Genomic DNA, 12,117 nt, shown 5'->3' on the forward strand with positions numbered 1-12,117 from the left:
CTGACCGTGAGCGTCGTGCTCCACCCGGGGCACGCCGGGGACGGTGCGCAGCCGGCGAGCACCGCGGTCGCGACCGCCGCCCCGATCGCCGCCCCCGCTCCTCGCCTCCGCATGCGCTCATCCTCGCGGCACCCCCGCGCGCCGTCCAGCGGTCCGGAGCCCACCGACTCCGCCCACCCGCTCGATCCCCTGCTGGTCGAGTAGCCCCGCAGGGGCGGTATTGAGACCCGCACCACCCCTTGCTGGTCGAGTAGCCCCGAAGGGGCGTATCGAGACCCGCACCACCCCCTTGCTGGTCGAGTAGCCCCGAAGGGGCGTATCGGGACCCGCACCACCCCTTGCTGGTCGAGTAGCCCCGAAGGGGCGTATCGAGACCCGCCACCGCCAGCGGGTCGGCGTTCCGGACCGGTGGATCTCGATACGCCCGCTCCGCGGGCTTACTCGATCAGCGGATCTCCCGCTGACTCGGAAGCCGCGACCCCCTGCGCGACGGTTCACCCGCGAGCCCCCCTCACACCACCCGCCGCACCCCCGCGACCGCGACCGACACCGACCGCACCACGAGCCCCGCCAGCAGCCCCGCCACCAGCACGTGCGGCACGCCCAGCGGCGCCCCGGACCCGCGCCGCGACTCCACGACCGCCCACTCCGCGACCAGATCGCGCGCCACGTCCGCGCTGCCCAGCGCCGCCCCCGTGAACGCGTCCGCCGAGTAGCGCGAGAACACGTCCAGCTCCCCGCTCCCGACGTCCGCCCACGCGAACATCGAGCCGTTGCCGCCGTCGGAGTCCGACACGTGCAGCAACACGGTCCCGTCGTCGCGCCAGCCGACCGCGCTCGACCACGAGTCGGCGGGCAGCGGGAGCAGCCGGTCCTCCGCCGTCCCCGCCCACTCGACGATCCTCAGCCCTTCCGCCTCCGGCACGGCGAGGCGGCGCCCGTCCGGAGAGAACGCGTCGCCGTCGAGACCGCCGCCGACCGGCGCGCGCGAGGACAGCACCCCGCCGCTGCCCGCGTCGAGGATCACCAGCGCGTCGCTCGTCTCGGCGGCGATCACCGTGCCGTCCGGGGAGAGCGCGGCCGAGTGCACGGGCCCGTCGAGCGGCAGATCGCGCACCTCGCCGGTGGAGAGGTCGAGCACCGCGAGATCGCCGTTCAGGAGGAACTGCGCGTCGCGGTACCGGCTCATCTCGTCGTCGCTTGTCAGCAGCAGCACGCTCTCGCCGGCGGAGTCGATGCTGAGCGCGACAGCGCTGCGCCCGTCCCCGATCGGCAGGCCGCGCCGCTCGTCCGTGCCCAGGTCGACGATCTCGACGCCGCCGTCGCGCCCCGGCCCGCTGATCACGACGAAGGAGCCGTCGGCCGAGAGCACGCTCGACGCCGGATCGCCCTGATCAGCGCCGGTCGAGCGCCGCTCCGCGGCACCGAGCCGCCGGTACGTCGAGGCATCGGCGCCGAGGACGACCGACTGCGGGAGGTCGAGGAACTCGACGCCGAACCCGTTCTGGTAGAGCATCGTCGCGGTCCCGACCTCCGACTCCTCGAGCATCGGCGTCCACCACGAGTACGAGGCCACCTGCCGGGGGAACGCGACCGGCCCTCCCGTGGCCGGCGCCGCGGTGAACGGCCAGAGGAGCACCGCCACGGCGAGCGCCGCGACCACCGCCGGGAGACTGCTCGGCCGCTCGGCCCGCGTCCAGCGCTCCATACCCGCTCCTCGCCTCGACTCCCTCCCACCGTAGGCACGAGTGTCCGCCGCGCCGAGGCCCGGGCGGGATGTTCACCGGAGCGTCACCCGCCTCCGTCATCGCACGCTTGCCGCCGCGGATCCGGGCGCGCATGCTGGCCCCATGACCGATGGAGCACCCTCGACCGCGAGCACCGGGGAGATCGCGGGCGGAGTCGTCATCGCCGTCGCCGTCCTCCTCCTCCTGGTCTCGGCGTTCGCCTACGGGGCCGGCACCGAGATCGCCTTCTTCCCACTCCTGGCGGCGTTCGCCCTGGGAGTGACGGGGCTCGGGATCCACCTCGCGTTCCGCGAGGCCCGCTTCCGCCGCGACGGCCGCTGAGTCCGGACGACCTGGGCGGCCGTCCGTCGATCTGCGACTCGCCTTCTCCCGCTCTATGCATATGCATCGACTTTCGGTAGCGTGATCGAGTCGCGCCGCCGTGCCCCCGGGCCGGACGGAGCGACGGCAGGAGCATCCCGAGCGTCGCCCGAATCGACGCGCTCCCGCCCGCACCTCGTCGGCCACCCGAATCGCCGGCGACGAGCGTCGACGAACCGCCCGGCCACCCGAGAACGGCCGCGCCCCCACCCCCGAAGGACCCCTCCCTGATGAACGACCGCACTCCCTCCTCCAGCGCGCTCCGACGCCGCTCCGTCCTCACCGGCGCCGCCTGGGCCGCCCCCGTGATCGCCGTCGCGATCGCCGCCCCCAGCGCCGCGGCCTCCACCCCGGCCCGGCCCGCGACGCGGACGGGGACCATCGCGTTCTCCCCCGCCACCTACCACGGCGCGCGGGTCGGCGACCGCGTCGAGTTCCCCGCCCTCACCGGCGTCGTGACCGTCTCGAGCGGGCCCCTGCCCACCTCCGTCTTCCTGCGCTACTCCGACGTCTCGCCGACGCGCGTCGACCTCCGCCGCGATGCCGGCGGCCTCGTGCCGGTCGACCCCGCGACCGGCCGGTTCTCGGTGACGGGCGTCTACAACGCTCTCGTCGGCGGCGAGAACCCGTTCGGCTTCGTCTACGCGGGCATCCGCGACGAGGAGACCCTCGGAGCCGTCTTCGGCTACACGGTCGCCGAGCTCATCGGCTGAACCGCTCCACCCGGTGCACTCACCCCCGAGTGAGGTGCCCCCCGGTCGGGTCGCCCCAGCTGGGGGTGAAAAACCCCTGATCGCAGGACCGATCGTGACTTCGGTGAACCGTTCGGATACATTCGATCGTATCGAGCACCCCAGACCCCGGTGCGCGCCCTCTCCCGAGGTGCGGTGCGGAGAGGACCCCGAGATGGACGAGTGGCGCCGCCACCCCCGACCGACGAGTGGTCGCTCCGCTACTCCGGTTCCGTCGACTCCGTCGCTCCCGAGACCCTCGACGCCGCGGTCCGGATCCTGCACCTGCTGCCCGAGATCGAGCAGCTCACGATCGAGACCGTCGACGGCCCCGTCGCCGTCGAGCGCCGTTCGAGCGCCGCCGCGTGGCGCGCAGCCGACCGGGTCGCCCTCGGACTGCTCGCCTCCTCGCCCGGCGTCACCGCGATCACCGCGCAGTCCTTCGACAGCCGCGACGGAGTCCGGCGCGCCACCCCCGACGACCCGTTCCTCACCCGAGACGGCGGTCGCGCGGCCGCCCTCCGCGCGTCGGAGGACCTCGGCGAGATCCTGCCGGCCGAGGCGGAGCGCCGGCACCGCGAGAACCTCGAGGGCCTCGATGTCGAGGACCCGCTCGAGACGCTCTGGGACGCCCCGCCCCTCTGACCGCCGGCCTCATCGGCGGCGACATGTGCAAGACTGTTCATATGAACAGGCTTTCAGGAGTGGACTGACCGTGGGCGCCGGACACGCGCACGGCCCGAGCGGATCCGCCGCCGCGCGGCACCGCCGCCCCCTGCTCGCCGCCTTCGTCCTGACCGCGGCGTTCATGATCGTCGAGTTCGCGGTCGGCATCAGCACCGGCTCGCTCGCCCTCCTCTCGGACGCCGCCCACATGGGCACCGACGTCCTCGCCCTCGGGATGTCGCTGGCGGCGATCTCGCTCGCCGCGCGCCCCGCCGCCCGCGCCCGCACCTACGGCTCCTACCGCCTCGAGGTCCTGGCCGCCCTCGCCAACGGGCTCCTGCTGTTCGGAGTCGCCGCGTTCGTCATCGTCGAGGCGGTGCGCCGCTTCGCGGAGCCGCCCGCGGTCCCGGGCCTCCCCCTCCTGCTGACCGCCGTCGCCGGACTGCTGGTCAACCTGGTGAGCCTGCGCCTGCTGTCGGTCGGCGCGAAGGAGAGCATCACCCTGCGCGGGGCCTCGCTCGAGGTCCTCGGCGACGCGCTCGGCTCGGTCGGCGTGATCGTGGCCGCGATCCTCCTCCTCACCACCGGGTGGGCGTGGGCGGATCCCGTGGCAGGCGTGCTGATCGGCCTCCTGATCCTGCCGCGCACCTGGTCGCTGACCCGCCAGGCCCTGGCGATCCTGATGGAGTCGGCGCCCGCGCACCTCGACGTCGCCGCGATCGAGCGCGACGTCCGCGCCGTGCCCGGGGTGCTCGCCCTGCACGACCTCCACGTCTGGACCATCACCTCGGGCCTGGAGAGCGCGAGCGGGCACATCGTCGTCGCTCCCGAGGTCGACTACCGCGACGTGCTCGGCGCGGTCCTCGCGGTTCTGCGGGAGGATCACGGTGTCGCCCACGCGACGATCCAGTGCGAGCCGGAGGAGTTCCCGGAGCAGACCCATGCGATCTGACCCGCACGCGCCCCCTCCGACCTCCCTCGTCCCTCCGGAGCAGCCATGGCACCCGACGCCCCCGCCGACGCGCACGGCCTCCCGTCCGACGCGGCCGTCGCCGACCTCGCCGACGTCTTCGGCCTGCTGGGCGACCCGGGGCGGATGCGGATCCTGCTGGCCCTGCTCCCCGGCCCGCTCCGCGTCGGCGAGCTCTCCGAGCGCAGCGGACTCAGCCCGTCCGCGACCTCGCACGCCCTGCGGCTGCTCCGCTCCCACCGGGTCGTCGAGGTGCAGCGCGAGGGGCGCACCGCCTCGTACGCGCTGGCCGACGCGCACGTGCGCGACTTCCTCGAGCTCGGCCTCGCCCACGTCGGCCACACCGTGCTGGTCCACCGCGTCGACGCCGCCGCGGAGGCGTGCGACCCGCCCGCGCACCCCTGACGGACGGCACTCCGCCCGCGGCGCCCCTCCGCGAGCACTCCTCCGCGAGCACTCCTCCGAGCACCGTCCTTCACAATGGTGACGTCAACATGTACCGTGGCGCTCGAGCGTGTTCACGTGAACGCGCATCTCTTCTCACCGGCGGAAGAGAGACAGCATCAATGTCGATGTCCGTTAGACGACTGGCCGCGCTCGCCGCACGAGCGCCGCACTGGCCGCCGGGGCGGTGCTCGCCCTCCCCACGGCGGCAGCCCCCGCCGAGGCCGCGGACGGGGTCCGCATCACCCCCAATCCCGCCTACTCGGGCGAGGCGTACGAGGGCTGGGGCACCAGCCTCGTCTGGTTCGCCAACGCCACCGGGAACTACCCCGAGGCCCTCCGCGAGGACCTGTACCAGAAGGTGTTCGGCGAGGAGGGCCTCGACCTCAACATCGCCCGCTACAACATCGGCGGCGGCAACGCCTCCGACGTGAAGGACTACCTCCGCCCCGGCGGCGCGGTCGAGGGCTGGTGGGCGAAGAACCCCACCGGCGATCCGTCCGTCTACGGCGGCACCTCCACGAACCTCGCCGACCGCGACGCGCTGCTGGCGAAGTGGGACCCCTCCGACCCCGCCTCCTACGACTTCACCGCCGACGAGACGCAGCGCTGGTGGGTCGAGAAGCTCGCCGCCGAGCAGCAGATCACGCACTGGGAGTCGTTCGCCAACTCCGCCCCCTACTTCATGACCGAGAGCGGCTACGTCTCGGGCGGGTTCAGCTCGACGGCCGAGCAGCTCAAGCCCGCCGCCGAGGCGAAGTTCGCCGAGTACCTCGCGACCGTCACCGAGCGGATGGAGGCCGAGTACGGCATCCAGTTCGACACCCTCGACCCGTTCAACGAGCCGAACACGAACTACTGGGGCACCACCCTCACCAACGGCGTCCCCACCGGCGGCCGCTCAGGAGGGCATGCACATGGGCCCCGCCGCCCAGGTGAGCCTGCTCCCCGACGTCGCCACCGCGCTGGCCGCCTCGGACTCCGACGCCGGCATCGCCGCGATGGACGAGACCAACCCCAGCATCTTCAAGACGAACTGGGCCGCGTACCCGCAGTCGGCCCGCGATCTCGTCGACCGGATGAACGTCCACACCTACGGCACCGGCGACCGCCTCGCGTGGTCCGCGACCTCGCCAACGCAGGCCGACAAGGACCTGTGGATGAGCGAGATCGAGGGCAACTGGGTGCAGGGCTGGAACCCCACCAGCATCGAGAACGGCCTCGGCATCGCCGGCCGCATCACCGACGACCTCCGCGAGCTCGAGCCGAAGGCGTGGGTGCTCTGGCAGCCCGTCGAGGACTTCTACAACATGGAGAAGCCCAAGCCCCAGGGCGAGAACCTCAACTGGGGCTCCGTCTTCATCGACCTCGACTGCAAGCCGTACCAGGAGGGCGGGGCCGAGGTCTGGAAGTCGGTGCGCCGCGTCGCGGACGCCGGCGGCGACTCGACCAAGGCGCCCGTCTGCGGCGTCGAGACGAACTCGAAGTTCAACACCATCCGCAACTTCACCAAGTTCATCCACGAGGGCGACCACCTGATCGCCGTCGACGACGCCGCGACCACCGCCGCCACCCGCGCGGACGGCTCCGGAGCGACCGTCGTGCACACCAACACCGCCACCGCCGAGCGCACCGTCACCCTCGACCTCTCGCGCTTCGGCACGATCGCCGCGGGCGCCGACGTCACTCCGTTCGTCACGACCCAGGCCGCCTCGGCCGCAGCCCCTCCGGCAACGCACTCGTCGAGAAGGTGCCCGTCGTCATCGACCGCGAGTCGCGCACCGCGACCGTGACGGTGCCCGCCAAGTCGGTCACCACGTTCTCGATCGACGGAGTCTCGGGAGTCGCCGACACGGCCTCGCGTTCCGCGACGGCCACGACTACCAGCTGGTCGGCACCCAGAGCGGCAAGGCGCTGACGGCGACGACCTCGCCGACCGCGATCACCACGCTCGCCACACCGACTCCGCCACGGCCGCCAAGCAGACCTGGACCGCGCACGAGGTGCCGGCCGGCGAGCGCGAGGCCACCCGCCGAGTCGTCCTCGAGAACGGCGACGGCCGGGTGCTCGAGCGACCAGCGCCGGCACCGACCTGCGCAGCGTCTCCGCCGACTCCGCGAAGGGCACCGCCGCGACCCGCTGGATCGTGAGCACCACCGACGGCGCCCGCTACACCCTCGTGAACGAGGCGCTCGCGCTCTCGCTCGACGTCAACGGCCAGTCGACCGCCGAGAACACCACCGTGGGCGTCTACGGCTCCAACGGCGGAGCGAACCAGTCGTGGCAGCTGCGCGACCTCGCGCCGCTCGCCGCCCAGACGGTCCCGGTGCGGACCACGGTCGGCGTCGCGCCGACCCTGCCCGCCTCGATCACGCCGCAGTACCAGTGGGGCGCGGGCGCTCCCGTCGCGGTGACCTGGCAGCAGCCGGCGTCCTCCGCGTGGGGCACCGCCGGTCGCGTCGACGTGCCCGGCACCGCGACCGACCTCTACGGTCAGTCGATCCCGGTCACCGCGCTCGTCGATGTGGGCGGACTCACCGCGACCGACCCCGTATCGGTCACGGGTCGCGAGCGGAGCCTCCACCACCGCCGTCCGCGCCGCCGCACCCACCACGGTCCCGGCTCGCGTCGGGGCCTCGACCAGCACGTTCGCCGTGCCGGTCACGTGGACTGGACGCCGCTGACCACCGCCTCGCTCGCGCAGGACCGGGTCGGTCCGCATCACGGGCACGGCGACCGCCGACGGAGCGACGCTGCCCGCGACCCTCACGGTGCTGGTCACCGCGGGGACGCTGCGCAACTTCGCCCCCGACGCCGGCATCACCGCCACCGCGTCCTCGTCCGAGTCGGGCTACGGTCCCGAGCGCACCCGCAACGGCGTGCTCGGCGACAAGGGCTGGTCGAACTGGGTCTCGTCGAACAAGGCGACCCAGAGCACGCTGACCTACACCTTCCCGGCGGCGAAGCAGGTCGAGAAGGCGAGCGTGCAGTTCTACCGCGACGGCACGAACAGCCGGGCGCAGTCGATCCAGCCGCAGGCCCGCGGCACCGACGGCACGTGGACCTCGGTCCCCGGCTGGGGACGGCGCAGCCCGTCGCCCTCCCCGCCGACGGCACCGCGCCGACCTACCTGCGACGTTCGCCCCGATCACCGCGACCGGCTTCCGCGTCGATGAACGCCTACGCCAACACGCACATGATCGTGTCGGAGGTGCAGCTGTTCGACTCGACGGCCTCCCCCGCCGCGGTGAGCACCCTCGGCGCCCTGCGCGTCGACGGAGTCGGCGTGGCCGGGTTCGATCCGGCCCGCACCGAGTACGCGGTCGTCGTCGAGGGCACGCGGATGCCGGTGCTCGGCGCCGTCGCCACCGACTCGGCCGCCCAGGTGCGCGTCACCCAGCCCACCACCGCGAACGGCGGAGTCGGCACGGTGGCCGTGACCTCCGCCGACGGGTCGAGCACCACCACGACCCGGGTGACGGTCGAGCTGCGGCCGCCCGTCGCGCTCGCCCTGACGGTGACGGCGTCGACCCGCTGCATCGGCGGCAAGGTGACGCTGACCGCGACGGCGCGGAACGACTCCGCGGTGCCGGTGGGCATGACGGTCGCCTCGGCGTTCGGCTCGAAGCAGTTCACCGGAGTCGCCCCCGGCAAGTCCGCGACGGCCGCGTTCTCGACCCGTGCGGCCTCGGTCGCCGCGGGCGAGGTCTCGGTCACCGCGACGGGCACGGTCGACGGGAAGACCGTGACCACGGTCGTCACGGCGCCGTACACGGCGCGCTCCTGCCGACCTCCTGTCCGCTCCCCTAGTGACCGCCTCCGCCCCTCGGGGCGGGGGCGGTCGCGTCGTCTCACCCCCGTCTTGCTGGTCGAGGTAGCCCCGAAGGGGCGTATCGAGACCCACCATCGCCCGGAGGACGGGGATCTCGAGACGCCCGCAACGCGGGCCACTCGATCAGCAGAGAGCTGCACAATCTCAGCCGAGAGCTCGCGTCAGCCACCATCGTCGCTGAGCCGCACCCCGCTGACGTTCCGCACCTCACCGCCCGGCCGGCCTCGCTGGTCGATAGCCCCGAAGGGGCGTATCGAGACCCACCCACGCTCGGAGGACGTGGATCTCGATAGCCGCGAAGCTGCGCGGGCTACTCGATCAGCAGAAGGAGGGAGCGGGGCGCGCAACCTCAGCACACGGGCCCACCCGTCCCCCTGCTGGTCGAGTAGCGGCGGCATGCCGCGTATCGAGACCGCCGCCCTGGAGGACGGGGATCTCGGAGACGCGCTGCGCGGGCTACTCGATCAGCAAGGCGCGGAGGCCCGGTCAGCGGGAGGCCGAGGTCAGTGCCCCGACGACGCCGGCTCGCCCTTGCGGCGCAGCGACGAGCACCGGTGACGATCGCGACCACGATCGCTCCGAGCACGAGGCCGAAGATCATCGACACGAACGTGTCCGCCAGCCACACCACGACCGGGCCGGCCGCCTCGACCGCGTGGGTCACGACGTGCACGAGGTCGTACGGCAGGTGCCAGAAGGTCTCGGCGAGGTTCGAGATCACGAGATGCCCGCCGACCCAGAGCATCGCGAGCGTGCCGATGATGCTGATGACCCGGAACACGACCGGCATCGACGCGACGATGCGCACGCCCGCGCGGCGCACCCCGCGCGAGGAGTTCTTCATCATCCCCAGGCCCACGTCGTCGATCTTGACCAGCAGCGCCACGGCGCCGTAGACCAGCGCGGTCATGCCGAGGCCGATGATCGCGAGCGCGCCCAGCGTCGGACCGAAGCCGAAGTCGGGGTCGAGCCCGTCGAGCGCGATCAGCATGATCTCGGTGCTGAGGATGAGGTCGGTGCGGATCGCCCCGAACACCAGCTTCTTCTCGTCCCGCGCCTCGGTCTCGGCGGCCGCGTGGTGCAGTCCGAACCACTCCGACACCTTCTCGGCGCCCTCGAAGCAGAGGAACGTGCCTCCGATGATCAGCAGGAACGGCAGCACCGCGGGCGCGAAGGCCGACAGCAGCAGCGCCAGCGGGATAATGATGATGAACTTGTTGAACAGGCTGCCCAGCGAGATCTTCCACACGACGGGCAGCTCGCGCGCCGGCGTCAGGCCCTGGACGTACTGCGGAGTGACGGCCGCGTCGTCGATGACGACTCCCGCCGTCTTCGCGCTGGCTTTCAGGGCGGCGGTGAGGATGTCATCGACCACCGCGAGCAGACCGACCGACATGTTCTTCTCCCGTATCGTCTCGCCCGGCCGCTCGACCGGGACGACGTCCACAGTACCGACGCGCACACCACCGGGCGGGGTCGCGCCGAGGGGGTGCGTTCCGGGCGGATCCGTGCGCGGCACCGCTGCGCGTGCTTCGCTGGAGCATGAGATCCGATCGGCCGATCCCCGGCGACCCCTGGCCGCACGACATGACGATCCGCGTCGAGGAGTCCTCGGCGGCGCTGCTCGAGCTCCTCTGGGTCCGCGAGCGGTTCGGACTGGCGCCGGTCGGCGACGACCTGCCTCCGCTGCTCGTGGATCCTCCGGCGACGATCATGGCTCCCGGACCGGATCCTCCAGCAGGACGCCTGGGCCGGCCTCTGGCGGAGCGCCCTCGAGCACGCCGCGGCCGGTCAGGATCCCACCCTGTTCGACCGGCTGATCCTGACCGAGGACGGGTCGGCCGAGCGCGCCGACCTCCTCGCCCGGCTGATCGGCCCGCGCTGGGGCGACCGCTTCGGGACGGAAGTCCTCGGCGAGCCCTTCGAGCAGTGGAGGGCCGCCCAGGTCCCGGAGATGCCGACCGCTCTCGAGGACCACCCGGAGCGACGCGACCTGATCGCGCTGGTCCCGGCCTGGCGGGCGGGCCTCACGACGATCGTCACCGTGCCGTGCCGGGGCGAGTGGTCGCGCCGGATCGGGACGGGCTGCCTCCTCACGACCGCCGCCACCCGCGCCGACAGCGCGTCGTTCCGCCGCGCCCTGAGCCTCTTCTCCGCGCCGGCCCACTGAGTCGCCCGGAAGGCTCCCGACACGCCGTAGGAGCACGGCTTTCCGGGCGACTCGGCGAGGCGACCCGAGTCGGTCGACCCGCAGCCGTCAGGCCGGGGCCGGCCCCGTGCTCGCCCGCACGACGAGGCCCGTCGGGACGAGCACCGCTCCGGTGCGCTCGCCCGTCTCGAGCTCGTGCAGCAGCATCTCGACGGAGTGGCGACCGGTGTCGGCGAACGACTGCTGCACGGTGGTGAGCGGCGGCCAGAAGCTCGCCGACTCCTCCATGTCGTCGAAGCCGACGACGCTGACCTCGCCGGGGACGGCGCGGCCGGCCTCGTGCAGCGCGCGCAGCACGCCGAGGGCCATCTGGTCGTTCGCGGCGAAGATCGCGGTCACCGTCGGATCGGCGGCCAGCTCGGCGCCCAGGCGGTGGCCGGAGGCGCTCGACCAGTCGCCGACGAGGACCTCGGGCACCTCGGCGCCCCAGGAGCGCAGGGTCGCCTCCCAGGCCTCGCGGCGCCGTTCGGCGGAGTAGGAGCGGGGCGGACCGGCGATGTGGTGGACCAGTGCGGTGCCCGAGGTCGAGCAGGTGCTCGACGGCCTGGCGCGCTCCCGACATCTGGTCGGTGTCGATGACCGCGTGGGTGTCGTCTCCGGCGGAGTCGACCACGACGACCGGCAGATCGGGCGGCAGCACGATGTCGGCCTCGTCGAGCAGGTGCGCCTCGACGATGATGATGACGCCGTCGACCGCCTCCTCGCTCAGGCGGTGGAACGCCACCGAGACCTCGCCCTGCGTCGGGTGCGGCACCGGGATGAGGGTGATCGAGTAGCCGGCGTCGGCCGCTGAGACGGCGATCGCGTCGAGGGTGCGCATGTTGCCGAACGAGGACAGCGTGAACATGATCACGCCGATGCTGTGGAACCGGCCGGTCCGCAGGGCGCGGGCGGCGCTGTTGGGGCGGTAGCCGACCTGCCGCATCGCCTGGAGGACCCGTTCGCGGGTCTCGCCGTCGACGTTCGACCGCCCGTTCGACACGCGCGAGACGGTCTGACCCGACACCTTCGCGAGCCGGGCGACGTCGGCCATGGAGGGCCCGCGGCGACGCGGGGCGGCGCTCGTCGTCGGAGTCGCGTCGGCAGCCATGGTCCCTCGTTTATAGCGCGTCCTCGAACATAATCGGGGCGACCAGGGGCCCCCGTACGGGAAACCA

At 72.8% G+C, this 12,117-nt stretch carries 12 protein-coding genes and 2 pseudogenes; 11 read left to right on the forward strand and 3 right to left on the reverse strand.

The window, feature by feature from the left end:
• The first annotated feature begins 6 nt into the window (after positions 1-6).
• Positions 7-204 (forward strand): hypothetical protein, encoded by a 198-nt coding sequence (locus AC0CII_RS13545; RefSeq protein ID WP_465229745.1) that lies wholly within the window; start codon positions 7-9, stop codon positions 202-204.
• 307 nt (positions 205-511) lie between these two features.
• Here the strand turns inward: AC0CII_RS13545 and AC0CII_RS13550 are convergent, their stop codons facing one another.
• Positions 512-1,708, reverse strand: coding sequence for a WD40 repeat domain-containing protein (locus AC0CII_RS13550; RefSeq protein WP_465227403.1), 1,197 nt, complete (start codon positions 1,706-1,708; stop codon positions 512-514).
• Between the two features lie 142 nt (positions 1,709-1,850).
• On the opposite strand from AC0CII_RS13550, the gene AC0CII_RS13555 reads away from it, so the two are divergent.
• The 9 genes and pseudogenes from AC0CII_RS13555 to AC0CII_RS13595 all read left to right on the forward strand — a co-directional run bounded on the left by AC0CII_RS13555 (position 1,851) and on the right by AC0CII_RS13595 (position 8,095).
• Positions 1,851-2,069: a hypothetical protein gene (locus tag AC0CII_RS13555; protein ID WP_465227402.1), complete on the forward strand. Its 219-nt coding sequence runs from the start codon at positions 1,851-1,853 to the stop codon at positions 2,067-2,069.
• Positions 2,070-2,338: 269 nt separating this feature from the next.
• Entirely contained in the window at positions 2,339-2,821 is a 483-nt protein-coding gene (locus tag AC0CII_RS13560; RefSeq protein ID WP_465227401.1) for a hypothetical protein, read from the forward strand.
• Between the two features lie 150 nt (positions 2,822-2,971).
• Complete coding sequence (locus AC0CII_RS13565) at positions 2,972-3,484, forward strand: hypothetical protein (protein ID WP_465229746.1); 513 nt, start codon at positions 2,972-2,974, stop codon at positions 3,482-3,484.
• 70 nt (positions 3,485-3,554) lie between these two features.
• Positions 3,555-4,457: a cation diffusion facilitator family transporter gene (locus AC0CII_RS13570; protein WP_465227399.1), complete on the forward strand. Its 903-nt coding sequence runs from the start codon at positions 3,555-3,557 to the stop codon at positions 4,455-4,457.
• A gap of 45 nt (positions 4,458-4,502) precedes the next feature.
• Positions 4,503-4,880 (forward strand): ArsR/SmtB family transcription factor, encoded by a 378-nt coding sequence (locus tag AC0CII_RS13575; RefSeq protein ID WP_207407446.1) that lies wholly within the window; start codon positions 4,503-4,505, stop codon positions 4,878-4,880.
• A gap of 226 nt (positions 4,881-5,106) precedes the next feature.
• A complete protein-coding gene (locus AC0CII_RS13580) occupies positions 5,107-6,837 on the forward strand; it encodes a glycoside hydrolase (RefSeq protein ID WP_465229747.1) in 1,731 nt (576 codons plus the stop codon).
• A gap of 85 nt (positions 6,838-6,922) precedes the next feature.
• Positions 6,923-7,069 (forward strand): hypothetical protein, encoded by a 147-nt coding sequence (locus tag AC0CII_RS13585; RefSeq protein ID WP_465229748.1) that lies wholly within the window; start codon positions 6,923-6,925, stop codon positions 7,067-7,069.
• 29 nt (positions 7,070-7,098) lie between these two features.
• Positions 7,099-7,389, forward strand: a pseudogene (locus AC0CII_RS13590) (Ig-like domain-containing protein); the annotation flags it as partial.
• A gap of 409 nt (positions 7,390-7,798) precedes the next feature.
• Positions 7,799-8,095: a hypothetical protein gene (locus AC0CII_RS13595; RefSeq protein WP_465230912.1), complete on the forward strand. Its 297-nt coding sequence runs from the start codon at positions 7,799-7,801 to the stop codon at positions 8,093-8,095.
• A 1,005-nt stretch (positions 8,096-9,100) separates the two neighbouring features.
• On the opposite strand, the gene AC0CII_RS13600 is transcribed toward AC0CII_RS13595, so the two are convergent.
• Positions 9,101-10,147 carry a DUF808 domain-containing protein gene (locus AC0CII_RS13600; protein ID WP_465230913.1) on the reverse strand — a complete coding sequence of 349 codons (1,047 nt, stop codon included), beginning with the start codon at positions 10,145-10,147 and terminating at the stop codon, positions 9,101-9,103.
• A gap of 558 nt (positions 10,148-10,705) precedes the next feature.
• Between AC0CII_RS13600 and AC0CII_RS13605 the strand changes: the two genes are divergently transcribed.
• Positions 10,706-10,921: a hypothetical protein gene (locus tag AC0CII_RS13605; RefSeq protein ID WP_465229749.1), complete on the forward strand. Its 216-nt coding sequence runs from the start codon at positions 10,706-10,708 to the stop codon at positions 10,919-10,921.
• Positions 10,922-11,008: 87 nt separating this feature from the next.
• On the opposite strand, the pseudogene AC0CII_RS13610 reads toward AC0CII_RS13605, so the two are convergent.
• Positions 11,009-12,050 (reverse strand): annotated as a pseudogene (locus AC0CII_RS13610) (LacI family DNA-binding transcriptional regulator).
• Between the last annotated feature and the right edge of the window lie 67 nt (positions 12,051-12,117).

Source organism: Rathayibacter sp. AC182 (genome assembly GCF_979253875.1).

What these genes read in the sequence shown, in the direction of transcription:
- AC0CII_RS13560 (WP_465227401.1), top strand. Translation starts at nt 2,339, where the DNA reads ATGAACGACCGCACTCCCTCCTCCAGCGCGCTCCGACGCCGCTCCGTC.
- AC0CII_RS13600 (WP_465230913.1), bottom strand. Translation starts at nt 10,147, where the DNA reads ATGTCGGTCGGTCTGCTCGCGGTGGTCGATGACATCCTCACCGCCGCC.
- AC0CII_RS13575 (WP_207407446.1), top strand. Translation starts at nt 4,503, where the DNA reads ATGGCACCCGACGCCCCCGCCGACGCGCACGGCCTCCCGTCCGACGCG.
- AC0CII_RS13605 (WP_465229749.1), top strand. Translation starts at nt 10,706, where the DNA reads ATGCCGACCGCTCTCGAGGACCACCCGGAGCGACGCGACCTGATCGCG.
- AC0CII_RS13550 (WP_465227403.1), bottom strand. Translation starts at nt 1,708, where the DNA reads ATGGAGCGCTGGACGCGGGCCGAGCGGCCGAGCAGTCTCCCGGCGGTG.
- AC0CII_RS13555 (WP_465227402.1), top strand. Translation starts at nt 1,851, where the DNA reads ATGACCGATGGAGCACCCTCGACCGCGAGCACCGGGGAGATCGCGGGC.